The organism is Microbacterium plantarum (genome assembly GCF_035231185.1).
GTDB classification, from domain to species: domain Bacteria; phylum Actinomycetota; class Actinomycetes; order Actinomycetales; family Microbacteriaceae; genus Microbacterium; species Microbacterium plantarum.
Genome location: NZ_CP141117.1, coordinates 1,034,071 through 1,057,470 on the forward strand (window position 1 = coordinate 1,034,071; position 23,400 = coordinate 1,057,470).

Genomic DNA, 23,400 nt, shown 5'->3' on the forward strand with positions numbered 1-23,400 from the left:
CCCCTGGAATGTGATGAACGACTTCGCGTCCACCCCCGAACTGATCCTCCTGCCCGCCGTCGACGTCGCCGACGGGAAGGCCGTGCGCCTGACCCAGGGCGAGGCCGGCAGCGAGACGACCTACGGCGACCCCGTCGACGCGGCGCTCGCCTGGGCCAAGCAGGGTGCGCAGTGGATCCATCTCGTCGACCTCGACGCGGCCTTCGGCCGGGGCAACAACACCGCCGTGCTCCGCAAGGTCATCAAGCAGGTCAAGGGTGTGCAGATCGAGCTGTCGGGCGGCATCCGCGACGATGCGACGCTCGAGGCCGCGCTCGAGAGCGGTGCGACGCGCATCAACCTGGGCACTGCCGCGCTCGAGAACCCCGAGTGGGCCGCCGATGTCATCGGCCGCTACGGCGACGCGATCGCGGTCGGACTCGATGTCCGCGGCACGACGCTCGCCGCCCGGGGCTGGACCCGCGACGGCGGCGACCTGTGGGACGTCCTCGAGCGTCTCGAAGACGCCGGCTGCAGCCGATACGTCGTCACCGACGTGACGAAGGACGGCACGCTCCAGGGCCCGAACCTCGAGCTGCTGCGCGAGATCACCTCGCGCACACCCAAGCCCGTGGTCGCATCGGGCGGTATCTCGAGCCTCGACGACATCGCCGCGCTGCGCGAGCTCGTGCCGCTGGGCGTCGAGGGTGCGATCGTCGGCAAGGCTCTCTACGCCGGCGCGTTCACGCTGGCCGAGGCGCTGGATGTCGCCGGAGACTGACGACGGCTGCGGCCACGCCGCCGACTCGGCGGGCGTTCCCTGGGAGGGGCGCAGCTTCGAGTCGAACCCTCACGCCGGTGACGACGGCTCCGCCGATCCCGCGCTGCTCGCGGCGCTCGAAGCCTTCCGCGCGGGGACCGGTGACGCCGTGGCGGTCGTCGAGGCGTATCGCGCGGCGCGGCTGCTGATCCCGCTCGTGCCCGAGAAGGGCGACGAAGGGGTCGGGCCGACGGGGCTGCGTGTCGACAAGACCCAGGAGCTGTCGATCGTCACGGTCGCGGCTCCTGACGGTCGGCGCGTTCTGCCGGTCTTCACGTCGGTGGCCGCACTCGCGCGGTGGGATGCCGTCGCGCGTCCGGTTCCGGCCGACGGGGTGCGCACGGCGATGGCGGCGGCGTCCGATGACACCGACCTGATCGTGATCGACCCGGGCTCCGAGACCGAGTTCGTGCTGCGACGCCCCGCCGTCTGGGCGATCGGACAGGGACTGCCCTGGGAACCGGCGCCCACCTCGCCCGAGGTCTTCACCGCTCTCCAGGCCAGCATCGGGGGAGAGCTCGCGGTGCTCGACCTGTCGGTCGCGGCGGGTGATCCCGCCGCCCGGATGCGCGGCCCCGAGCTGATCGTCCGGCTTCATCTCATCGATGGGCTGGATGCCGCCGAGCTCGACGCGGTGCTGTCGCGGCTGGCGTCGCGGTGGGCCGCCGACGACCGCATCGCGGTGCTCGTCGACTCGCTGACGGTCAAGCTGGTGCGCGCTTCCTGACGGAAGTGCCGGGCCCGAGCGCTGCTCGAGCCCGGGAGCTCGTCAGTTGACGGGACCGGTGAACTTCTCGCCGGGGCCCTTGCCGATCGGGTCGGGGATCGTCGACGCCTCGCGGAAGGCGAGCTGCAGCGAGCGCAGGCCGTCGCGCAGCGATCGCGCGTGCATGTCGCTGATCTCGGGAGCGCCGGCGGTGATGAGCCCGGCGAGGGCGTTGATGAGCTTGCGGGCCTCGTCGAGGTCGAGCTGGGTGGCCGGGTCGTCGGCGAGCCCGACCTTGACGGCGGCGGCGCTCATGAGGTGCACGGCGGCGGTGGTGATGACCTCGACCGCCGGCACGTCGGCGATGTCGCGGGTCGCGGCCGAGGCCGCGCGCTCCTGCTCCTCCCACCGCTGGCGACGAGCCTCGTCGTCGGTGAAAGTGCTGTTGTCGGCGGGGTTCGTGTCCACGTGTCGCTCTCTGCTAGACTGTGCGGGCACCGGAGTGTTCTACTCCGGATCGAAAGAGGATCACATCCCACCCGCGCTTGCCGTTCCAGGCTACCGGGTCATGCACTCCGCTCCGTCCGTCTCACCGCGGCCGGGGTAGTCAGGGTGCGGAACACGAATGCCGACGCACGCGCGTCGTGCGGGGTGGATGCGATGCTCTTCCGCCCGGGTCGCGTCCTCGCGTCCCGGTGGCCACCACCGCACGAACAGGAGTTCCGCACATCAGCGATCCCCGCACCAACGACCGCATCCGCGTCCCCGAGGTTCGCCTCGTCGGCCCCGCTGGAGAGCAGGTCGGCGTCGTCCGTATCGAGGTCGCCCTGCGTCTGGCGCAGGAGGCCGAACTCGACCTCGTCGAGGTCGCCCCGAACTCGAAGCCGCCCGTGGTCAAGATCATGGACTACGGCAAGTTCAAGTACGAAGCGGCTCAGAAGGCCAAGGAAACGCGCCGCAATCAGGCCAACACGGTCCTCAAGGAGGTCCGTTTCCGCCTGAAGATCGAGGCGCACGACTACATCACCAAGCTCAAGCGCGCCGAGGGCTTCCTCCAGGCGGGCGACAAGGTGAAGGCGATGATCCTGTTCCGCGGTCGCGAGCAGTCGCGTCCCGAGCAGGGTGTGCGCCTGCTCCGCAAGTTCGCCGAGGATGTCGCCGAGCTCGGCACCGTCGAGTCGAACCCGACGATCGACGGCCGCAACATGGTGATGGTCATCGCGCCGCACAAGAACAAGTCCGAGGTGAAGACCGAGCAGAACGCCCAGCGTGCCGCCAACAAGGAGGCAGCACGCCAGGCCCGCTCCGGCGACGCACCCGCGACCGAAGACGCCGCTCCCGCCTCGGCGGAGTAGCCCCCAGACTCCCGCCTCGCGGGAAACACAACGAAGGAAGAGACATGCCGAAGCAGAAGACCCACTCGGGTGCCAAGAAGCGCTTCAAGGTCACCGGCAGCGGAAAGATCAAGAAGCAGCAGGCGAACCTCCGCCACAACTTCGAAGGCAAGCCCACCAAGCGCACGCGCCGCCTGTCGGCCGACAAGATCCTGGCTCCCGGCGACGCGAAGGTCGCCAAGAAGCTCCTCGGCATCTGAGCGCTGCTGCGCACGAATAGGAAACAAACGAAATGGCTAGAGTCAAGCGGGCAGTAAACGCCCACAAGAAGCGTCGCGTCATCCTCGAGCGCGCCTCCGGTTACCGCGGACAGCGTTCGCGCCTGTACCGCAAGGCGAAGGAGCAGGTCACCCACTCGCTCGTCTACGCGTACCGCGACCGTCGCAAGCGCAAGGGCGACTTCCGCCGTCTGTGGATCCAGCGCATCAACGCCGCTGCCCGTCAGAACGGCATCACGTACAACCGCTTCATCCAGGGCCTCGGCCTCGCGGGTGTGCAGGTCGACCGTCGTATGCTCGCCGAGCTCGCCGTGAACGAGCCCGCCGTCTTCGCGTCGCTCGTGGCGACGGCCAAGGGCGCGCTGCCCGCCGACGTCAACGCTCCCAAGGCCTGATCGGGTCTTCGCGTTCCACGCACCGCACGAAGGGGCGTCCTCCGAGAGGAGGGCGCCCCTTCGCCGTATGCTGAAAACGTGCTCGAGAACCCCCGCTCGCCCCGCGTTCGCGCCGTCGCCAAGCTGACCAAGCGCAGCGCGCGTCAGGAGACCGGTCTGTTCCTGCTCGAGGGTCCGCAGGCCGCGCGGGAGGCGCTCGCGTACCGTCCCGACACCCTGGTCGAGGTCTTCGCGACACCTGGCGCGATCGAGCGGCATCCCGAACTGGCTGCGAACGCCGAGAAGGCCGGCGTCGCCGTCGTCTCGGCGAGCGAGGCCGTGCTCGAGGCGATGGCCGACACCGTCACGCCCCAGGGCATCGTCGCCGTCGCGCGTCAGTCGCCGTCGTCGCTGCGTGACATCTTCGCCGCCGGTCCCCGCCTCGTCGCGATCTGCGAAGAGGTGCGCGACCCCGGCAACCTCGGCACCATCATCCGAGCCGCGGATGCCGCCGGTGCGGATGCCGTCGTCTTGACGGGTCGCACCGTCGATCCCTACAACCCCAAGGTGGTGCGCTCGACCACCGGGTCGCTGTTCCACCTGCCGATCGTGCTCGGTGTCGAGCTCGACGCCGCCGTGGCGCGGGCGCACGAGGCGGGACTGCGAGTCGTCGCCGCGGACGTCAAGGGCGAGGAGTTCCTCGACCACCGTGCGACGCTCGCGGAGCCCACGGCGTGGCTCTTCGGCAACGAGGCGCGCGGCCTGGCCGACGAGGCCCTGGCCCAGGCCGACCTCGCGCTGCGGCTGCCGATCTACGGCGCCGCCGAGTCGCTCAACCTGGCGACCGCCGCGAGCGTGTGCCTCTACGAGACCGCGTTCGCCCAGCGCGCCGGCTGAACCCGTCGACGACGCCAGCCGGATGCGCCGTGTATTCCGATTCTGTTACAGATCGGTGACTCGGTGCGTTCCGCGGGGTCCAGGGCGGGGGAGTGCTCTTAATGTGATCTCTTATGACGACTCCCGAAAACCCGGCGCCCCCGACGTCGAACATCTCGGTGCGCCGCGGCGACCCGCTCGTGGTGATCGAGGGCGTGCAGAAGCACTACGGCTCGTTCCAGGCTCTGAAGGACATCGACCTGACCGTCAACCGCGGCGAGGTCGTTGTCGTCATCGGTCCCTCGGGCTCGGGTAAGTCGACCCTCTGCCGCACGATCAACCGCCTCGAGACCATCAGCGAGGGCACGATCACGATCGACGGCGAGAAGCTGCCGTCCGAGGGCAAGGCTCTCGCGGCGCTCCGCGCCGACGTGGGGATGGTCTTCCAGTCGTTCAACCTCTTCGCCCACCTGACGATCCTCGAGAACGTCACGCTCGGTCCGATCAAGGTCAAGGGCATGAAGAAGGCCGAGGCCGAGAAGCTCGCCCGTGAGCTGCTCGACCGAGTCGGCGTGGGGCACCAGGCCGACAAGCTGCCGGCGCAACTGTCGGGCGGGCAGCAGCAGCGCGTCGCGATCGCCCGCGCGCTGGCGATGAAGCCGAAGGTGATGCTCTTCGACGAGCCCACGAGCGCGCTCGACCCCGAGATGATCAACGAGGTGCTCGACGTCATGGTCGGCCTCGCGCAGGACGGCATGACGATGATCGTCGTCACGCACGAGATGGGCTTCGCCCGCAAGGCCGCCGACCGCGTCGTCTTCATGGCCGACGGCCAGATCGTCGAAGAGGCCGTTCCCGAGCAGTTCTTCACGTCGCCCCGGAGCGACCGTGCCAAGGACTTCCTCTCCAAGCTCATCACCCACTGAGACCACCGACCTCCGCGCTCTGCACCGGGCGCGGAAGCCCCAACCAGGAGGACCACATGCGCAAGACACGAATCACCGGCGCCTTCGCCGGTGTCGCCATCGCTGCGATCGCTCTGACCGGCTGCAACAGCGGCTCGCCCACCTCGCCCGGCGGCGCCGCCGGCGGTGACGGCGGCGACAGCAACGAAGCCCTGTGGGAGGTCGCCTCCGACGTCTCGCTCGAGGGCAGCCCGACGTTCGACGCGATCCAGTCGCGCGACAAGGTGATCGTCGGCGTCAAGGAGGACCAGCCCGGTCTCGGCTTCCTCGACGCGACGTCCAACGAGCGCAGCGGCTTCGACGTCGACATCGCACGGTGGATCGCGGCATCCCTCGGCTACGACGAGGACAAGATCGAGTTCAAGGCGATCGCGTCGGCCAACCGTGAGCAGGCCATCGTGAACGGCGACGTCGACTACTACGTCGGCACCTACTCAATCACCGACGCGCGCAAGCAGCAGATCGACTTCGCCGGTCCGTACTTCATCACGGGCCAGGGCCTGCTGGTCGCCGCGGACAGCGACATCGCGAGCGAGGACGACCTCAACGAGAACACGCGCGTGTGCTCGGCGACCGGTTCGACGCCCATCCAGAACATCAAGACGAACTACCCCGAGGTTCCCACCGAGGAGTTCGACCTCTACTCGGCATGCGTCGACGCGCTCATCAACGGCACCGTCGACGCCGTCACGACCGACCAGGCGATCCTGATCGGTTACGCGGCGCAGTACCCCGATGAGATCAAGGTCGTCGGCGAGCCCTTCAGCGAGGAGAAGTACGGCGTGGGCCTGCGCAAGGGCGACGATGCGTTCCGCGCGCACATCAACGAGCTGCTCACCGACGGCGGCGACGCGTGGCAGGGCATCTTCGACAAGAACCTCGGTCAGTCCGGGATCACGGTCGAGCAGCCTGCGGTCGACGCGTACTGAGTCGCACTGACACCATGACCACGGGGCGGGGGCGTACGCGTCCCCGCCCCGCACCATCCAAGGAGACGATGTGGGCGTCATCACCGACAACCTCGACCTCTGGGGCGAGGCTCTCGGCAACACCCTGTTGCTGTTCTTCGCCGGCGGAGCGATCGCCCTGGTCCTCGGCACCCTGATCGGCGCCATGCGCGTCTCGCCGATTCCGGTGGCGCGCGCCTTCGGCACGGTCTACGTCAACACCATCCGCAACACCCCGCTGACGCTCGTCTTCTTCTTCTTCGCGTTCGGCTACCCGCAGCTCGACCTGCCGAACCCCGGCTTCACGGTGCTCGGCGTCTGGGCGCTGGGTATCTATACCGCGACCTACGTCGCCGAGGTCATCCGCGCGGGAATCAACACCGTGCCGGTCGGCCAGGCCGAGGCGGCCCGAGCGATCGGGCTCACGTTCGGCCAGGTCATGACGCTCGTCGTCATGCCGCAGGCCTTCCGGTCGGTCGTGCCGCCGATGATGAGCGTCTTCATCGCGCTGCTGAAGAACACCACGGTTGCTGCCGGCTTCTCCGTGGTCGAGCTCGGCGCCATCCGCGCGAACCTGAGCGAGCGCGGCGAGAACGCCCTGACCGTGCTGCTCTGGGTCGCCGTCGTCTTCGTCGCCCTGGTGCTGGTCCTCAGTGCCGTGCAGCGACGACTCGAGAACAAGTGGAGGATCGCGCGATGACTTCCGTCCTGTACGACGTCCCGGGGCCCCGCGCGATCCTGCGCAACCGCATCCTCGGCATCGTCACCATCCTCCTGGTCGCCGCGGCGATCGGATTCGTGGTCTTCCGCTTCGCGGTGAGCGGTCAGTTCTCCGCCGACAAGTGGTACATCTTCACGTTCAGCAACGTGTGGCTCGGCATCTTCAGGGCGCTTGGCAACACGCTCGCGGCCTTCGGGCTCGCGGCCGTCGGTGCCCTGGCGCTCGGCTTCGTTCTCGCGATCGGCCGCCTGTCGGATCATGCGTGGGTGCGGATTCCCTTCGGCGTCGTCATCGAGGCGTTCCGGGCCGTGCCGGTGCTGATCTTCATGATGCTGATGTACTACGGGCTGCCGACGCTCGGCATCCGCATGGAGCCGTACTGGGCCGTGGTCATCGCCCTCGTCGCCTACAACGGCTCCGTGCTGGCGGAGGCCCTGCGCGCCGGCATCGAGTCGCTGCCGCGCGGACAGAAGGAGGCCGGCTACGCGATCGGTCTGCGCAAGAGCGGCGTCATGCGCCTCGTCCTGCTGCCGCAGGCGGTTCGGGCCATGCTGCCCGTCATCGTCGCGCAGCTCGTCGTGACGCTGAAGGACACCGCGCTCGGCTTCATCATCACCTATCCCGAGCTGCTGTACTACGCCAAGCAGCTGACCTCCCAGCCGGGGCGCCCGATCCTCCAGGCGGGCATCGTCATCGGCGCGATCTACATCGTGATGTGCCTGCTGCTGTCGTGGTTCGCCAGCTTCCTCGAGAAGCGCCTCTCGCGGTCGCCGCGCACCCCAGGCGGCGGCGCAGCTGCTGTCGACCCGCTGCACCACCCGGTGGCGCCGACGACCGATACCGAGCTCATCGCCACGCAGAAGGGGATCGGCAAGTACGACTCCAACAGCTCGGGCGGAGCCTGACGCACAGCACGACCCCGACGGGCCCCTCACGCGAAAGCGGAGGGGCCCGTCGCCGGTAGACTCGACTCCCGTGTCCGACGCACCCGAGATCACCCCTGACGCGGTCGCCGCGGCGGTGGATGCGGCCCTCGCCGCCATCGCCGACGCGTCCTCCACCGCCGAGCTGAAGTCCGCCCGCAACGCCCACACGGCCGAGGGGTCGCCGCTCGCGCGCCTCAACGCGCAGCTGCGGTCGGTGCCCAACGAGAAGAAGGCCGAGTTCGGCAAGCTCGTAGGCCAGGCGCGTGGCCGTGTCACCCAGGCCCTCGCCGCCCGCGAGGGCGAGCTCGCCGCCGCCGAGACGGCCGCGAAGCTCGAGGCCGAGGCGCTCGACGTCACCGCCATCGCCCCGCGCGGACGCGTCGGGGCGCGGCATCCGATCTCGCTCCTGCAGGAGGAGGTCGCCGACCTCTTCGTCGGGATGGGCTGGGAGATCGCCGAGGGGCCGGAGCTCGAGCACGAGTGGTTCAACTTCGACTCGTTGAACTTCGACGTCGACCATCCCGCGCGCCAGATGCAGGACACGTTCTTCGTCGACCCGGTCGCGCGGCACCTCGTCATGCGCACGCAGACGAGCCCCGTGCAGATGCGGTCGATGCTCGAGCGCGACATCCCGATCTACGTCCTCTCGCCGGGCCGGGTGTTCCGCACCGACGAGTACGACGCGACCCACCTCCCCGTGTTCACGCAGTTCGAGGGCCTCGTCGTCGACAAGGGCATCACGATGGCGCACCTCAAGGGCACCCTCGACCACGCGGCGCGCGAGCTGTTCGGCCCCGAGGCGAAGACGCGCTTCCGCACCAACTACTTCCCGTTCACCGAGCCGAGCGCCGAGCTCGACCTGTGGCACCCGACCTTCGCCGGCGGAGCGCGCTGGATCGAGTGGGGCGGATGCGGCATGGTGAACCCCAACGTGCTCCGTGCCGCGGGCATCGATCCCGAGGTCTACTCCGGGTTCGCCTTCGGCATGGGCATCGAGCGGACGCTGATGTTCCGTTCCGACGTGAAGGACATGCGCGACATGGCCGAGGGCGATGTGCGTTTCAGCGAGCAGTTCGGGATGGTGGTCTGATGCGCGTTCCGCTGTCGTGGTTGCGTGAGTACGTCGAGGTACCGGCGGATGCCGCGCCTGAGGACATCCTCGCGGCGCTGGTGTCGGTCGGCTTCGAGGAGGAGGACGTCCACGGTTTCGACCTGACCGGTCCGATCGTCGTGGGCCGCGTGGTCTCGTTCGAGCCCGAGCCGCAGTCCAACGGCAAGACGATCCGCTGGTGCCAGGTCGATGTCGGCGAGGCGAACGGCGGCGTGCGCGGCATCGTCTGCGGCGCCGGCAACTTCTTCGAGGGTGACAAGGTCGTCGTGACCCTTCCCGGCGCCGTGCTGCCCGGTCCGTTCCCGATCGCGGCGCGCAAGACGTACGGCCACGTCTCGGACGGCATGATCGCCTCGGCGAAGGAGCTGGGCCTCGGCGACGAGCACTCGGGCATCCTGCGTCTGACCGAGCTCGGACTCGACCCGGAGGTCGGCACCGACGCGATCGCGCTGCTCGGACTCGACGACGCCGCGATCGACGTCAACGTCACCCCCGACCGCGGCTACGCGCTGTCGGTGCGCGGCATCGCGCGCGAGTACTCGCACGCGACCGGCGCGGCATTCCGCGACCCTGGTCTCCGCGAGTTCGACGAGCTCGAGCACCCCGCGACGGGCTTCGACGTCGCGGTCGACGACCAGGCGCCGATCCGCGGCCGCGTCGGTGCGACCGAGTTCGCGGTGCGCGTCGTCTCGGGCGTCGACCCGTCGCGGCCGACGCCGCCGTGGATGGTCGCGCGTCTCACGCTCGCCGGCATCCGCTCGCTCGGCATCCTGATCGACATCACCAACTACGTGATGCTCGAGCTCGGCAACCCGATTCACGGCTACGACCTCGACAAGCTCACCGGTGGCATCACGGTGCGTCGCGCGACGGCGGGCGAGAAGCTCACGACGCTCGACGGCAAGGAGCGCACCCTCGACGGCGAAGACCTGCTCATCACCGACGAGTCGGGCCCCATCGGCCTCGCCGGCGTCATGGGCGGCGGCACGACCGAGATGACGGATGCGACGCGCAACGTGCTCATCGAGGCCGCGATCTTCGACACCGTCACGATCGCCCGCACCGCTCGTCGGCACAAGCTGCCGAGCGAGGCCTCGCGGCGCTTCGAGCGCGGCGTCGACCCGCTGCTGCCGTTCGTGGCCGCCCGCCGCGTCGCCGACCTCATGGTCGAGCTCGCCGGCGGCACGCTCGAGCCGGTCGGTGGCGCGCTGTTCGGCGAGGTGTTCCTCGAGGCGATCGATCTGCCGCGCGGCTTCGTCGCAGGCCTCATCGGCATCGACTACACCGACGACGAGGTCGTCTCGGCGCTCGAGACGATCGGCGCCGAGGTGACCGACACGGATGTCGGTTGGGAGGTCATCCCGCCGTCGTGGCGCCCCGACCTCACCGACAAGTGGACGCTGGCCGAAGAGGTCGCGCGCATCCACGGCCTCGACCGCGTGCCGTCGGTCCTCCCGACGGCTCCCTCCGGCCGCGGTCTGACGGATGCGCAGAAGGGGCGACGTCGCGTTTCGAACGCGCTCGCGGCCGCGGGCTTCGTCGAGACCCCGTCGTTCCCGTTCACGACGCGAGACAGCAACGATCTCCACGGTTCGGCCTCGGGCGAGGAAGTGCCCTCGGTTAAGATCGCCAATCCGCTCGACGGGCAGGCGCCCTACCTGCGCCGCTCGCTCGTACCGGGCCTGCTGCAGGTCGCGCACCGCAACGTCTCGCGCGGACTGACCGATCTCGCCCTCTTCGAGGTCGGTGCCGTCTTCCTCCCCGAGCCGGGCACGCAGTACGGCACCGCGACGGTGCCGCCGCTCGCCGCGCGTCCCGACGACGCCACGCTCGCGGAGCTCCACGCGTCGATCCCGCCGCAGCCGCGTCACGTTGCGGTGCTCGTCGCCGGCAACGTGGCGCCCAAGTCGCCGGGGCATGCCGCCGTCGCGGCCGATCTCAGCGACGTGTTTGCGGCTGTCGCCGCGATCGGTTCGGCGGCCGGCGTCGACATCGAGATCTCGCAGGCCCGTCGTGCCGCGCTGCACCCGGGTCGCGCCGCCGCGCTCACGGTCGGAGGTGTCGAGGTCGGCTACGCCGGGGAGCTGCATCCCGAGGTCTCGGCTGCGGCCGACCTGTCGGGCCGTGTCCTCGTCGCCGAGATCGACCTCGACGCCGTTCTGGCGAGCGCGGGGGAGCGGGTCGTCGTCGCGTCGCTGTCGGGCTACCCGGCGGCCACGCAGGACGTCTCGCTCGTCGTTCCTGCGGACGTGACGGCGGGTGCGCTCGCGTCGGCGCTGTCGGAGGGGGCGGGCCAGCTGCTCGAGTCGCTCCGTCTCGTCGACGACTACCGCGGTGCCGGCGTTCCCGAGGGCTCGAAGAGCCTGACGTTCGCGCTGCGCTTCCGCGCCGACGACCGCACCCTCACGGCGGCCGAGGCGAGCGAGGCCAAGCTCGCGGGCGTCGCCGTCGCGGCCGAGCGTTTCGGCGCCGTCATCCGCGACTGACCTGCGTACCGGGCGCAGTTCCCGACGTCACGCGCGGTTACGGGCGCGCTCCACGTCCGGAACTGCGCCCGACGCGTTCCCGTGACCGGCCGGCCGACCGAGAGGGGCTCAGCGCGAGCCCCAGTTCCAGGCCGGAACGTCGAGCAGACCCTGACCGCGGACCGTCGTCTCGGCGTTCGATCGCTGGAGTTCGACGCGCGACGGTTCTGGCAGAGCGTCGACGAGCGCATCGGCATGCGACACCGTGAGCACCTGCGTGCGCTCGGATGCCGCTCGGATGAGCGAGGCCAGCGGTGCGAGGAGGGAGGGATGCAGGCTCGCCTCGGGCTCGTTCAGCACCAGGAGCGGTGCGGGTCGCGCCGGCAGCAGCGCGGCACACAGCAGCAGGTAACGCAGCGTGCCGTCCGACAGCTCGGCCGCATCGAGCGGACGCAGCAGGCCGGGCTGCTCGATCGTCAGGCGGAAGAGTCCGTCGGAGGTCACGACGCGCACGCGGCTGCCCGGGAACGCCTGGTCGACCGCACGCGCCAGAGCGTCGCCGTGCCCGGCGTCGACGATCGTCGCCCAGGCCGCGGCGAGATTCGCCCCGTCGTGCGCGAGGGTGTGGCTGCGGGTGCCGACCTGTGGCTGACGCGCGGGGGCGTCGAGGTCGACGCGGAAGTGGTCGTAGAAGCGCCACGCGGTCATCGCGCGGCGGAGGGTCAGCAGTTCGGGGGCGGTGTCGCCGTCGGCGAGATCGGTGACGATGCTCTCGTACGGCGCCAGCTGCTGGTCGAGCATCGTCCAGGAGTGCTCGCGCACGCGGGTGAGCTGCCGCGTGCGGTCGATGAGCAGTGTCGACGGCTTGGCGACGACACCGGCGAACACCTGTTCGCGTTTGATCTCGGGGTCGCGGGCGAACGGACTGGTCTGGTCGCCCTGCGGGATGCCGAGATCGATGAGGTACCCCAGCTCGTCGGACGCGTAGCCGAGCTGCACCGCGACGGGTCCCCGGCGCACCGTTCCCTGATCTCCGCCGTTCTCGGGCCCGGCCCAGAGGACCGACGGCAGCCCTCCTTCGCGTGCCAGCGCGCCCACGATGTCGCCCCGTGCCGCTGCGGCGAGCAGGCGCAACGCGCGGTAGAGGTTCGACTTGCCCGAGCCGTTGGGGCCGGTGACGACGGTGAGGTCGCCGAGCGGCACGACGACGTCGCGGAGCGAGCGGTATCCCGATACAGCCAGAGCGCGCAGCATCCCCTCACTCTGGCATCTGCGTCTGACACCGCCCTCCGGTTCCCGATAGTGTCGGGGCCGTGAGCGAGATCCCAGCCAGCGTCACCCCATCGTCTCCGGCGGCCGGTGCCGCCCCCGCCCTCGAACTGCTCGGCCTGGTCAAGAGGTTCGGTGAGAAGGTCGCCGTCGACGGCATCGACCTCGTCGTGCCGGCCGGCTCGTTCTACGGACTCGTCGGGCCGAACGGCGCAGGTAAGACCACGAGCCTCTCCATGGCCACGGGGCTGTTGCGCCCGGATGCCGGCACCGCGCGCGTCCACGGGATCGACGTGTGGCGCGACCCGGTGGCCGCCAAGCGCACGATCGGCAACCTCGCCGACGGCGTGCGGCTCTTCGACCGTCTGACGGGGGAGCAGCTCATCACCTACACCGCGATGATGTTCGGGCTGCCGCGCCCCGAGATCGCACCGCGCGTGTCGGACCTGCTCGACCTCATGGACCTGCGCGGCGCAGCCGGGACGATCGTCGCCGACTACTCTGCGGGCATGACCAAGAAGGTCGCGCTCGCGTGCGCTCTCGTGCACGCCCCGCGCCTGCTCGTGCTCGACGAGCCCTTCGAGTCGGTCGACCCGGTGTCGGCCGCGAACATCGAGGACGTCCTGCGCAGCTACACCAGCTCGGGCGGATCGGTGATCGTCTCGAGCCACTCGATGGACCTCGTCCAGCGCATGTGCGACCACGTCGCCGTCATCGCCGCAGGCCGCGTGCTCGCCGCGGGCACGATCGACGAGGTGCGTGCCGGCGAGAGCCTGCAGGACCGTTTCGTCTCGCTCGTCGGCGGACGCCACCAGTCGGAGGGACCGCAGTGGTTGCGACAGTCCTGAAGCTGCGTTACCGCGTTCTCGGGAACACGCTCGCCCGTCGCCCCTGGCAGCTCGTCGGCTTCATCCTCGGATCGCTCTGGGGTCTCGGCATCCTCGGCGGGCTCGTCGTCGGGTTCGTCGCGCTGTCGGTGTTCGAGAACCTCGAGGCCGCGACCGTCGTCGCGGTCCTCGGCGGCTCTCTGCTGATTCTCGGCTGGCTCGTGGGGCCGATCATCATCGCGGGGCTCGACAGCACGGTCGACGCCGTGCGCCTGGCGCCGTTCCCCCTGACACGCCGTCAGGTCATGCTCGCCCTCGCGGGTGCCGGGCTCACCGGCATCCCCGGCATCGTCACCACGGTCGCTGCCCTCGCGACGCTGATCGTGTGGGTGCGGTGGCCGGTCGCGGCCATCGTCGCCGTGCCGACGGTGCTGCTCGGCGTTCTCACCTGTGTGCTGGCCTCGCGTCTGATGGGCGAGCTCTCGGGCGGCATGGGCGGCCGGCGCTCGCGCGAGATCATCGGCACCGTCGTGCTGGTCGTGCTCATCATGACCGGTCCCATCCTCACCGGCATCGCCGCGCTGCTCGATCAGGCCGGTGGCGATCTGTGGACGCGATTGCAGCAGGCCGCCGGCATCCTCGCCTGGACTCCGCTCGGTGCCGCCTGGTCGGTCGCCCCGAGCGCGGCGGCGGGGCAGTGGCTTCCCGCGCTCGCCAGCACCGTGATCGCCATCGTGACCGTCGTCGTGCTGTGGATCGTGTGGGACCGCGTCATCGAGACGGCCGTGTCGTCGCCGCGCCAGCGCGCGACTCGCACCGTGGCTGCCGGAAAGCTCGGCCTCTTCGGCGTGATGCCGACCGGTGGTGTCGGTGCGACGTGGGCGCGATCGCTCTCGGGATGGCTGCGTGATCCGCGGTACCTGCGGCAGCTCATCGTCATCCCGCTGTTCCCCGTGCTCTTCGCCTTCACCGGCGGGACGGACGGCTTCATGTTCCTCATCTCGCCGGTGCTCGCCGCGCTCGTCATGGCCGCGGTGGGCTACGCCGATGTCTCCTTCGACGGCACGGCCTTCGGCACGACCCTCGCCACCGGCATCTCCGGCCGTGCCGACCGTCTCGGTCGCCTGCTCGGCGCCGCGTGCGTCGGAGTTCCGCTGATCGGCCTCATCGCGGTCGCCACCGCGGTGGTCTCGGGCGACGCGGCGCACCTGCCCGCGGTGCTGGGAGCGGCCCTCGGCGTGCTGCTGGCCGGATACGGCGCGTGCGCGGTGTCGTCGGCGCTCATCGTCACACCGGTGCCCGCACCGGGCGACAGCCCGTTCAAGAGCACCCCGGGTCAGAACTCCATCATGGGCCTGCTGGTCTTCGTCGTATGGGCCGCGGTGATCGCATTGTCGTTGCCGGCCATCGTGCCCGCCGTCGTGAACGCCGTGACGGGAGACGCGATGTGGGGCTGGATCGCGCTGGCCGCCGGTGTCGTGTTCGGCGCGGTGGTCGCGATCGTCGGCGTGCTCGTCGGTGGGCGCACGATCGAGCGGACCGGTCCCGACCTGCTCGTGCGCATCAAGTCGTTCCCCACCTGATCGACGTCCGGCCCCGCGGACCCGTCCGAGATCAGCGGTAGCGGCGGCCCTCGTCGCGTCGGTACAGCCACACGACGAGGGCGCCCAGCGCGAGCGTCCACGCGACGACGCCGAGGATCGCCCAGAGCGGCACGTCGGCACCGGTCGCGACGCCGACGACGATCTCTCGGGCTTGACGGATCGGCAGGATCGACGAGGCGGTGTCGAGCCAGGCGGGGAAGAACTGCGGGGGCAGGAACAGGCCGCCGCCGAAGGCGAGCAGGAACAGGGCCACCTGCGTGACGGCGATGGCGGCCTTCGGGCCCGTCGTGAGACCGATGATCGCACCGATGAGCATCGGCGGAAGCGCCGTCGCGATCACGAGCACGATGGCCGCGAGCAGCCGGAGCGGTTCGGGCCGCGCGCTCGTGAAGACACCTCCGACCACGAGCAGCGGCACCATCGCCACGGTCGCGATCGCGAGGGTCGCCAGGATCAGGGCCCCGATGCGGGCGAGCGGGCTGCCGGGGAGCGTCCGCAGGTAGGGCGTCCACGGCTTCGAGCGTTGCTCGGCGAGCTCGAGCCCGACCGAGAACAGCCCCGACGACATGAAGGCGAACACGACCATCGAGCAGACGGCGGCGGTGGCGACGCTGCTATCCGCCACGACCGCGCCCTGGGGCAGCACGAACAGGCAGAACGCGAGGGTCGGGAACACGACCGACCCGATCACCGCGATCGGAACCCGCGCGGTCTCGATGAGGTTGTATCTGGTCGCGGTCAGGGTGAGCGAGAGCGTGGACATCAGGCGGCCTTCTCGGTGGTGGGTGCGGGTGCGGGTGCGCCGGGGCGCGCGGACGTGGCGGTCAGGGAGAGGAACGCCTCTTCGAGCGTCGCTCCGCGCACCGTGAGATCGCTGAACGGCAGATCGGCGGCGACGAGTGAGCGGACGAGAGCGTCGGAGTCGCCGACGACGGCCGTCACGGCGTCGTCCGCGGTGGAGACGGATGCCTCGGGGGCGAGGCGCCGGATGTCGTCCGCCGAGACTCCGCGCAGGGTGACACGGCGTCGGGAGACGCTCGACACGACGGCCGCGAGCGTGTCATCGGTGCGGACGACACCGTCGTCGATGACGACGACGCGGTGAGCGAGCTGCTCGATCTCCTCGAGGTGGTGGCTCGTGACCACGACGGCGCATCCGGCGGCGTGCCGGGCGCGGACGGCATCCCACAGTGCGCGCCGGGCGTCCACGTCGAGACCGGTCGTGGGCTCGTCGAGCAGCACGAGATCGGGGTCGCCGACGAAGGCCAGCGCGACGGCCACACGCCGCTGCTGCCCGCCCGACAGCGCCCCGCACTGCTGGCGCAGCAGCGGGCCGAGGTCGAACTCCTCGATGATGCGGGCGCGGGGAGAAGGATGCGGGAAGTGCGCCGCGACGAAATCGAGCACCTCACCCACGCGCAGGGCGTCGGGCAGCGCCGTCGCCTGCGGGGTCGAGCCGAGGCGCACGCGCGAGGACGTGTCGCGCGGGTCGCCGCCGAACAGGCGCACCTCGCCGCTGGTCGGGGTTCGCAGGCCCTCGACGAGCGACAGGAGGGTCGTCTTGCCGGCGCCGTTCGGCCCCAGCAGACCGACGCATTCGCCGGCGTGGATGTCAAGGGTCACTCCGGCCAGCGCGGTGACGTCGCCGAACCGCTTCACGAGGTCGCGGGTGCTGATGAGGGCGGTCATGATCCTCCTCCGAGGAGATCGAGCAGATGGGTGCGGTACGTGCGGAACGCGGCTCGCCCGGTGGGGGTCAGCGCGACGTAGGTCACGGGCTTCCGGCCCGCGAAGGCCTTGCTGGTCTCGACGTAGCCCGCCGCCTCGAGCTTCGCGAGGTGCGTGGTGAGGTTCCCGGCGGTCATCCCGAGCAGCTTCTGCAGCACGGGGAAGGTCACCTCGTCGCCGTCGGCGAGGGCCTCGTTCAGCGCCGTGACGATGCGCAGGCGGGCCGGGGCGTGGATCACCGGGTCGAGCTCGGTCATCGGCTGCCTTCCGCCGGGATGACGCCGCGCAGCATCAGGGTCGCGACGATGAGCATCGCGAGCGGTCCGACGGTCGCGTACACGAGGTAGTTGGTCGGCGTGCCCGCGTACGACGCCACGATCGCGGTGGCGATCATGACGATGCCGAGCGCGTACTGGACGGGGGAGCGCCACAGCGCCCCGCCGGCGAGGTAGAGCACGCCGACCAGCAGGACGAAGATCGCGGGGGAGAGCACTGCCATGACGTCGGCATCCGCGCCGGTGCGCTGCACCGCGCCGATGAGGAGGCCGGCACCGAACATCGACAGCGACCACGCCCAGCCGTACATGGCCCCGGCCAGGCGCGACGGTCCCCGCACGCCCACGCCGGAGCGGATGCCGGCGACGGCGGAGACGACGATGCCGGCGATGAGCACCGTGCCGAAGACGATCCACGCGGGGGTCGTCGGAATGCGGAACCAGGGGTTGCCGCCGCCGTCGGCCGCGCTCCAAATGGCTCCGAATCCGACGATCCACGCCGCCGCCCAGGTGATGAGCATCACCGCGTAGTTGCGGTTGACCCAGTGCGCGGTGCGCCGGCGCTGGTCCTGCATGAGGGCGAGCATCGCCGCCGGGTCGGCCTGCTGCTCGTCATCCATCGAATCGTGCTCCATGCAAACCACTTTGCACTGCAAACCTTGCGCGGTCAACTCAAGTCGAGATGCTCGAGATTTGGCGGATGCCGCGAGGGAGCGCTACTGTCGGCGCATGTCTTCGGCCCCGCAGCGCACCGTCTCGGTGCTTCGCGCGCGCCGACGTCTGGGCGACCGCCGACGCTAGGCGACCCTGCACGCTCCCGCATCCGCGGTCGAGCGCGTGGTGTCGCCGCCGCCGGTCCCCGTCGCCGCGAAGGCGACGTCATCCCAGACAATAAGGTGGAAGTCATGCCCCTCTCCGTCGCCGTCTCCGGCGCATCCGGATACGCGGGAGGCGAGATCCTGCGCCTGCTCGCCGCTCACCCCGAGGTCGAACTCCGCACGGTCACCGCGCACTCCAACGCCGGTCAGCCGCTCATCGATCACCAGCCGCACCTCCGCTCGCTGCGTCACCTCACGCTTCAGCCCTCGACGCCCGAGGTGCTCGCGGGGCACGACATCGTGTTCCTCGCCCTCCCGCACGGCCAGTCGGGTCAGTACACCGAGGCGCTCGCCGACACCGCCCTCGTCATCGACGCGGGCGCCGACCACCGGTTGACGTCGTCGGACGACTGGGATGCCTTCTACGGCGGCGACTTCCACGAGCCCTGGACTTACGGTGTGCCCGAGCTCCTCGTCGGAGGCGCGAACGGCACCGGCAAACAGCGCGACAAGCTCGTCGGAGCCTCGCGCATCGCCGCTCCCGGGTGCAACGCCTCGACCGTCGCGCTGAGCCTCGCGCCCGGTGTCGCCGCCGGTGTCATCGACCCGAGCGACATCGTGAGCGTGCTCGCGGTCGGTCCGTCGGGCGCGGGCAAGAGCCTGAAGACGAACCTCCTCGCCGCCGAGATCCTCGGATCGGCGAACCCCTATGCCATCGGCGGGACGCACCGCCACATCCCCGAGATCCGGCAGGCGCTGTGGGGAGCGGGCGCGGTAGGCGACATCCGCATCTCGTTCACCCCCGTCCTCGTGCCGATGTCGCGCGGCATCCTGGCCACCTCGACCGCTCCGATCGCGGACGGCGTCTCCGACGCTCAGATCCGCGAGGCGTGGGAGAGCGCCTACGCGGATGAGACGTTCGTGCAGCTGCTGCCCGAAGGCTCCTTCCCTCGAACGGCCGACGTCACCGGCGCGAACACCGCGCTCATGGGCCTGGCGATCGATCGGGCCGCCGGCCGTGTGGTCGTCGTGACCGCGGTCGACAACCTCGCCAAGGGCACCGCCGGTGCCGCCATCCAGTCGATGAACATCGCCCTCGGTTTCGCCGAGACCACGGGCCTGAGCGCGAACGGAGTCGCCCCGTGAGCGTCACCGCCCCCCAGGGTTTCGAAGCCGCCGGTGTCGCCGCGGGTCTGAAGTCGACCGGAAAGCCCGACGTCGCCGTCGTCGTCAACCGCGGCCCGCTCAAGGTCGGCGCCGCGGTGTTCACCTCGAACCGCGCCAAGGCGAACCCGATCATGTGGTCGCAGCAGGCGATCGCCGACGGCGTCGTCGAAGCCATCGTCCTCAACTCCGGCGGAGCGAACTGCTTCACGGGCAGCTTCGGCTTCCAGACGACGCACCAGACCGCCGAGAAGGCGGGGGAGCTGCTGGATGTCAGCTCGGGCGATGTGCTCGTCTGCTCCACGGGCCTCATCGGCACCGGCGACGAGGTGTTCCGCGCCAAGGTGCTCGAGGGCACCACGGCGGCGATCGGCTCGCTCAGTGCCGAGGGCGGCGAGGACGCCTCGCTCGCGATCATGACCACCGACTCGCGGCCCAAGCGCGCCGTCGTCTCGCGGGGTGGCTGGACGATCGGCGGCATGGCGAAGGGCGCGGGGATGCTCGCACCGGGCCTCGCGACGATGCTCGTCGTCATCACCACCGACGCCGTTCTCGACGCGGCGCAGGCGGATGCCGCGCTGCGCTCCGCGACTCGCACGAGCTTCGACCGGCTCGACTCCGACGGATGCATGTCGACCAACGACCAGGTCACCCTCATGGTCAGCGGCGCGTCGGGCGCGGCGCCGGATGCCGCCGAGTTCAACGCCGCGCTCGCCGAGCTGTGCGCCGACCTCGCCGAGCAGCTGCAGGGTGACGCCGAGGGCGCGAGCCACGACATCGCGATCGAGGTCGTCGGCGCGGCATCCGAAGAGGACGCCGTCGTCGTCGGACGCTCGGTCGCCCGCAACAATCTCTTCAAGGCCGCGATCTTCGGCAACGACCCGAACTGGGGCCGGGTGCTCGCCGCAATCGGCACGACCGATGCGGCCTTCGACCCCTACGACGTCGACGTCTCGTTCAACGGCGTGCGGGTGTGCACCGCCGGCGGGCCCGACCGTCCGCGTGAAGAGGTCGACCTGACGCCCCGCGCGACGCGCATCCTCATCGACCTGAAGTCGGGCGATGCCACGGCGACGATCCTCACGAACGACCTCACGCACGACTACGTCCACGAGAACAGCGCTTACTCCTCATGAACGACATCGACCTCCAGTACACGACCCCCGAAGAGGCGGCCGCCAAGGCGGGCGTCCTCATCGAGTCGCTGCCGTGGCTGCAGCGCTTCCGCGATCAGATCATCGTCATCAAGTACGGCGGCAACGCGATGGTTTCTGAGGAGTTGCAGGAGTCGTTCGCGCAAGACATCGCCTACCTGCGTTTCGTCGGCGTGAAGCCCGTCGTCGTCCACGGCGGCGGCCCGCAGATCTCGAAGATGCTCGACCGGCTCTCGATTGAGAGTGAGTTCAAGGGCGGCTACCGGGTCACCAGCACCGAGGCGATCGACGTCGTCCGGATGGTGCTGACCGGGCAGATCAACCCGCAGCTCGTCGCCCGCATTAACGCGTACGGCCCGTTCGCCACCGGCCTGTCGGGCGAGGATGCCGGTCTGTTCGGCGGTCGCCGGCGCGGCGTCGTGATCGACGGCACCGAGCACGACCTCGGGCACGTCGGCGATGTCGTGGAGGTCGACCCGCAGCCGGTGCACGATCAGCTCGACGCCGGACGCATCCCGGTGATCTCCTCGATCGCACCCGATCTCGACAACCCCGGTCATTCGCTCAACGTGAATGCGGATGCCGCAGCCGCTGCACTCGCGACGGCCCTCGGCGCCACGAAGCTCGTCGTCCTCACCGACGTGCCCGGCCTCTACGCCGACTGGCCCAACCGCGACTCGCTCGTCTCCCATCTGACGTCGACGGACCTGCGCGCGATGCTGCCGAAGCTCGAGTCGGGGATGATCCCGAAGATGCAGGCATGCCTCGACGCGGTCGACGGGGGAGTGGACACGGCGGCCATCATCGACGGACGCCAGCCCCACTCGGTGCTGGTCGAAGTCTTCACAGCACAGGGAATCGGTACGGAGGTGGTGGCGGGATGACGAACCCGACGATCCAGCAGACAGCGCCCACATGGGCGGATGACGTCGATCGCGACCTCGTCCGCAGCGCCGGCGCACGCCTGGCGCTGCTCGAGCGCGGCGAGGGCGCGTACGTCTGGGATGTCGACGGCAAGCGCTACCTCGACTTCCTGGCCGGCATCGCCGTCAACTCGCTCGGACATGCTCACCCCGTGTTCGTCGAGGCGGTCTCGCGTCAGGCGGCCACGTTGTCGCACGTCTCGAACTACTTCGCCACGCCGCCGCAGCTCGAGCTCGCGGCGAAGCTCAAGCGTCTCGCGGGCACCGGCGACGCCGGTCGCGTCTACTTCGGCAACTCCGGCGCCGAGGCGAACGAGGCGGCGTTCAAGCTCGCGCGTCTGCACGGCGGAGCCGAGCGCCCCCGCATCCTCGCGCTGAAGGATGCGTTCCACGGTCGCACGATGGGCACCCTCGCCCTCACCGGCAAGCCGCAGATGCAGCAGCCGTTCGAGCCGATGGTTCCCGGCGTCGAGAGCATCGACTCGACGATCGAGGCTCTCGAGGTCGCGATCGACGACCGCGTCGCAGCCCTGTTCGTCGAGCCCATCAAGGGCGAGGCCGGGGTCATCCCGCTGCCCGAGGGCTACCTCGCGGCGGCGCGTGAGATCACGAAGCGCCACGGTGCGCTGCTGATCGTCGACGAGATCCAGACCGGTGCCGGGCGCACCGGCGCGTGGTTCGCGTTCCAGCACGCCGGCATCGAGCCCGACGCGATCACGGTCGCCAAGGGCATCGGGGGCGGGTTCCCGATCGGCGCGCTCATCACCTTCGCGAGCGCGAGCGACCTCTTCTACCCGGGCACGCACGGCTCGACGTTCGGCGGCAACCCGCTGGGCACCGCTGTGGCGTCGGCCGTCCTCGGCGAGATCGAGAACGGCGGGCTCGTCGAGGCCGCCGCAGCTCACGGCGCACGCCTGCGGCAGGTGCTCGAGACGATCGATTCGGCACTGGTCGAGGGCGTGCGCGGACAGGGTCTGCTGCTGGGCGTCGGGCTGCGGCATCCGGTCGCCGGCGCCGTCGTCGCGGCGGCGCAGGAGCACGGCCTGATCGTCAACGCCGCCAACGACCGCACCGTGCGGATCGCTCCGCCGCTCACCATCGGCGACGTCGAGATCGACGAGTTCGCCGAGCTTTTCACCGCCGCGCTGCGCACCGTCGAGTCGGCCCTGCTTCTCGAGAACACGACCACGGAGGAATCCGCATGACCCGCCACCTGCTCCGCGACGACGACCTGAGCCCGGCCGAGCAGGCCGAGGTCCTCGATCTCGCCCTCTCGCTGAAGAAGGACCGCTGGAAGCTGAAGCCCCTCGAGGGTCCGCAGACCGTCGCGGTCATCTTCGACAAGTCGTCGACCCGCACGCGCGTCTCGTTCGCGGTCGGCATCGCCGACCTCGGTGGCTCGCCGCTGATCATCTCGACGGCCAACAGCCAGCTCGGCGGTAAGGAGACCCCGTCCGACACCGCGCGCGTGCTCGAGCGCCAGGTTGCCGCGATCGTGTGGCGCACGTACGCGCAGGCAGGCCTCGAGGAGATGGCGCGCGGTACTCGCGTGCCGGTCGTCAACGCGCTGAGCGACGACTTCCACCCCTGCCAGCTGCTCGCCGACCTGCTGACCATCCGCGAGCACAAGGGCGACCTCGCCGGGCTCACGCTGTCGTTCTTCGGCGACGGGCAGTCGAACATGGGTCACTCGTACGTGCTCGCGGGCGTGACCGCGGGCATGCACGTTCGAGTCGCGTCTCCCGAGGGGTACGGCCCGCGTGAGGATGTCGTCGCCGACGCGCAGCGCATCGCGGCACAGACGGGCGGATCGGTCACGATCCTCGTCGACCCGCTCGAAGCGGCATCCGGCGCCGACGTCATCGTGACCGACACGTGGGTGTCGATGGGCAAGGAGGAGGAGAAGATCGCACGCATCCGCGATCTGGGTGCGTACAAGGTGACGCAGCAGACGATGGATGCCGCCGCCGACGGGGCGATCTTCATGCACTGCCTGCCCGCCGACCGGGGCTACGAGGTCGACGCCGACGTCATCGACGGCTCGCACAGCGTCGTCTGGGACGAGGCCGAGAACCGTCTGCACGCGCAGAAGGCGCTGCTGGTCTGGCTGCTGCGTCAGCAGTGACCGCGGAGCGG

25 protein-coding genes are annotated in these 23,400 nt (G+C 70.1%); 19 read left to right on the forward strand and 6 right to left on the reverse strand.

Annotated elements, in window-relative coordinates:
* Positions 1-13 precede the first annotated feature (13 nt).
* Both priA and VC184_RS04895 read left to right on the forward strand, forming a co-directional pair.
* A complete protein-coding gene (gene priA, locus VC184_RS04890) occupies positions 14-760 on the forward strand; it encodes a bifunctional 1-(5-phosphoribosyl)-5-((5-phosphoribosylamino)methylideneamino)imidazole-4-carboxamide isomerase/phosphoribosylanthranilate isomerase PriA (RefSeq protein ID WP_112613795.1) in 747 nt (248 codons plus the stop codon).
* On the forward strand, positions 744-1,526 hold the full coding sequence (locus tag VC184_RS04895) for an SseB family protein (RefSeq protein ID WP_282502298.1): 783 nt from the start codon (positions 744-746) through the stop codon (positions 1,524-1,526). The genes priA and VC184_RS04895 overlap by 17 nt, the downstream gene beginning before the upstream one ends.
* Positions 1,527-1,568: 42 nt before the next feature.
* Here VC184_RS04895 and VC184_RS04900 read toward each other — a convergent pair whose 3' ends face one another.
* A complete protein-coding gene (locus VC184_RS04900; protein ID WP_023951737.1) occupies positions 1,569-1,973 on the reverse strand; it encodes a DUF1844 domain-containing protein in 405 nt (134 codons plus the stop codon).
* 227 nt (positions 1,974-2,200) lie between these two features.
* Between VC184_RS04900 and infC the strand changes: the two genes are divergently transcribed.
* The 10 genes from infC to pheT all read left to right on the forward strand — a co-directional run bounded on the left by infC (position 2,201) and on the right by pheT (position 11,523).
* A complete protein-coding gene (gene infC, locus VC184_RS04905) occupies positions 2,201-2,860 on the forward strand; it encodes a translation initiation factor IF-3 (RefSeq protein WP_240309666.1) in 660 nt (219 codons plus the stop codon).
* A 44-nt stretch (positions 2,861-2,904) separates the two neighbouring features.
* A complete protein-coding gene (gene rpmI, locus VC184_RS04910) occupies positions 2,905-3,099 on the forward strand; it encodes a 50S ribosomal protein L35 (protein WP_005048908.1) in 195 nt (64 codons plus the stop codon).
* Positions 3,100-3,131: 32 nt separating this feature from the next.
* Complete coding sequence (gene rplT / locus VC184_RS04915; protein ID WP_023951735.1) at positions 3,132-3,512, forward strand: 50S ribosomal protein L20; 381 nt, start codon at positions 3,132-3,134, stop codon at positions 3,510-3,512.
* Between the two features lie 78 nt (positions 3,513-3,590).
* On the forward strand, positions 3,591-4,388 hold the full coding sequence (locus VC184_RS04920; protein WP_114587965.1) for a TrmH family RNA methyltransferase: 798 nt from the start codon (positions 3,591-3,593) through the stop codon (positions 4,386-4,388).
* 113 nt (positions 4,389-4,501) lie between these two features.
* Complete coding sequence (locus VC184_RS04925) at positions 4,502-5,293, forward strand: amino acid ABC transporter ATP-binding protein (RefSeq protein WP_112613801.1); 792 nt, start codon at positions 4,502-4,504, stop codon at positions 5,291-5,293.
* A 56-nt stretch (positions 5,294-5,349) separates the two neighbouring features.
* Positions 5,350-6,261, forward strand: coding sequence for a glutamate ABC transporter substrate-binding protein (locus VC184_RS04930; RefSeq protein ID WP_323987442.1), 912 nt, complete (start codon positions 5,350-5,352; stop codon positions 6,259-6,261).
* A 70-nt stretch (positions 6,262-6,331) separates the two neighbouring features.
* Positions 6,332-6,979 (forward strand): amino acid ABC transporter permease, encoded by a 648-nt coding sequence (locus VC184_RS04935; RefSeq protein WP_112613805.1) that lies wholly within the window; start codon positions 6,332-6,334, stop codon positions 6,977-6,979.
* Positions 6,976-7,905, forward strand: a complete 930-nt coding sequence (locus tag VC184_RS04940) for an amino acid ABC transporter permease (protein WP_323987443.1) — start codon at positions 6,976-6,978, stop codon at positions 7,903-7,905. Before VC184_RS04935 ends, VC184_RS04940 begins: the two co-directional genes overlap by 4 nt.
* A 70-nt stretch (positions 7,906-7,975) precedes the next feature.
* Complete coding sequence (pheS, locus tag VC184_RS04945; RefSeq protein WP_094261998.1) at positions 7,976-9,016, forward strand: phenylalanine--tRNA ligase subunit alpha; 1,041 nt, start codon at positions 7,976-7,978, stop codon at positions 9,014-9,016.
* On the forward strand, positions 9,016-11,523 hold the full coding sequence (gene pheT / locus VC184_RS04950) for a phenylalanine--tRNA ligase subunit beta (RefSeq protein ID WP_282502303.1): 2,508 nt from the start codon (positions 9,016-9,018) through the stop codon (positions 11,521-11,523). The genes pheS and pheT overlap by 1 nt, the downstream gene beginning before the upstream one ends.
* Before the next feature lie 108 nt (positions 11,524-11,631).
* Here pheT and VC184_RS04955 read toward each other — a convergent pair whose 3' ends face one another.
* On the reverse strand, positions 11,632-12,756 hold the full coding sequence (locus VC184_RS04955) for an AAA family ATPase (RefSeq protein ID WP_323987444.1): 1,125 nt from the start codon (positions 12,754-12,756) through the stop codon (positions 11,632-11,634).
* 59 nt (positions 12,757-12,815) lie between these two features.
* On the opposite strand from VC184_RS04955, the gene VC184_RS04960 reads away from it, so the two are divergent.
* Together VC184_RS04960 and VC184_RS04965 are read left to right on the forward strand one after the other, a co-directional pair.
* The gene (locus tag VC184_RS04960; RefSeq protein WP_240309665.1) at positions 12,816-13,619 is read left to right on the forward strand and encodes an ABC transporter ATP-binding protein; all 804 of its coding nucleotides are present in this window, start codon (positions 12,816-12,818) and stop codon (positions 13,617-13,619) included.
* A complete protein-coding gene (locus VC184_RS04965; RefSeq protein WP_282502305.1) occupies positions 13,601-15,181 on the forward strand; it encodes a hypothetical protein in 1,581 nt (526 codons plus the stop codon). Before VC184_RS04960 ends, VC184_RS04965 begins: the two co-directional genes overlap by 19 nt.
* A gap of 31 nt (positions 15,182-15,212) precedes the next feature.
* Here VC184_RS04965 and VC184_RS04970 read toward each other — a convergent pair whose 3' ends face one another.
* Genes VC184_RS04970 through VC184_RS04985 form a run of 4 tightly spaced genes read right to left on the reverse strand, consistent with a single transcriptional unit; the run spans position 15,213 to position 17,840 of the window.
* On the reverse strand, positions 15,213-15,965 hold the full coding sequence (locus VC184_RS04970) for an ABC transporter permease (protein WP_323987445.1): 753 nt from the start codon (positions 15,963-15,965) through the stop codon (positions 15,213-15,215).
* Entirely contained in the window at positions 15,965-16,891 is a 927-nt protein-coding gene (locus VC184_RS04975) for an ABC transporter ATP-binding protein (protein ID WP_274177570.1), read from the reverse strand. The genes VC184_RS04970 and VC184_RS04975 overlap by 1 nt, the downstream gene beginning before the upstream one ends.
* On the reverse strand, positions 16,888-17,187 hold the full coding sequence (locus tag VC184_RS04980) for a transcriptional regulator (RefSeq protein ID WP_274177571.1): 300 nt from the start codon (positions 17,185-17,187) through the stop codon (positions 16,888-16,890). Before VC184_RS04980 ends, VC184_RS04975 begins: the two co-directional genes overlap by 4 nt.
* Positions 17,184-17,840 (reverse strand): hypothetical protein, encoded by a 657-nt coding sequence (locus tag VC184_RS04985; protein ID WP_274177572.1) that lies wholly within the window; start codon positions 17,838-17,840, stop codon positions 17,184-17,186. Before VC184_RS04985 ends, VC184_RS04980 begins: the two co-directional genes overlap by 4 nt.
* A 270-nt stretch (positions 17,841-18,110) precedes the next feature.
* On the opposite strand from VC184_RS04985, the gene argC reads away from it, so the two are divergent.
* Genes argC through argF form a run of 5 tightly spaced genes read left to right on the forward strand, consistent with a single transcriptional unit; the run spans position 18,111 to position 23,389 of the window.
* Entirely contained in the window at positions 18,111-19,169 is a 1,059-nt protein-coding gene (argC, locus tag VC184_RS04990) for an N-acetyl-gamma-glutamyl-phosphate reductase (RefSeq protein WP_323987446.1), read from the forward strand.
* Positions 19,166-20,323 (forward strand): bifunctional glutamate N-acetyltransferase/amino-acid acetyltransferase ArgJ, encoded by a 1,158-nt coding sequence (gene argJ / locus VC184_RS04995; protein WP_323987447.1) that lies wholly within the window; start codon positions 19,166-19,168, stop codon positions 20,321-20,323. Before argC ends, argJ begins: the two co-directional genes overlap by 4 nt.
* The gene (gene argB, locus VC184_RS05000) at positions 20,320-21,225 is read left to right on the forward strand and encodes an acetylglutamate kinase (protein ID WP_114587953.1); all 906 of its coding nucleotides are present in this window, start codon (positions 20,320-20,322) and stop codon (positions 21,223-21,225) included. The genes argJ and argB overlap by 4 nt, the downstream gene beginning before the upstream one ends.
* Positions 21,222-22,469 carry an acetylornithine transaminase gene (locus VC184_RS05005; protein WP_323987448.1) on the forward strand — a complete coding sequence of 416 codons (1,248 nt, stop codon included), beginning with the start codon at positions 21,222-21,224 and terminating at the stop codon, positions 22,467-22,469. The genes argB and VC184_RS05005 overlap by 4 nt, the downstream gene beginning before the upstream one ends.
* Positions 22,466-23,389 (forward strand): ornithine carbamoyltransferase, encoded by a 924-nt coding sequence (argF, locus tag VC184_RS05010; RefSeq protein ID WP_064956902.1) that lies wholly within the window; start codon positions 22,466-22,468, stop codon positions 23,387-23,389. Before VC184_RS05005 ends, argF begins: the two co-directional genes overlap by 4 nt.
* The last annotated feature ends 11 nt before the right edge of the window (positions 23,390-23,400 follow it).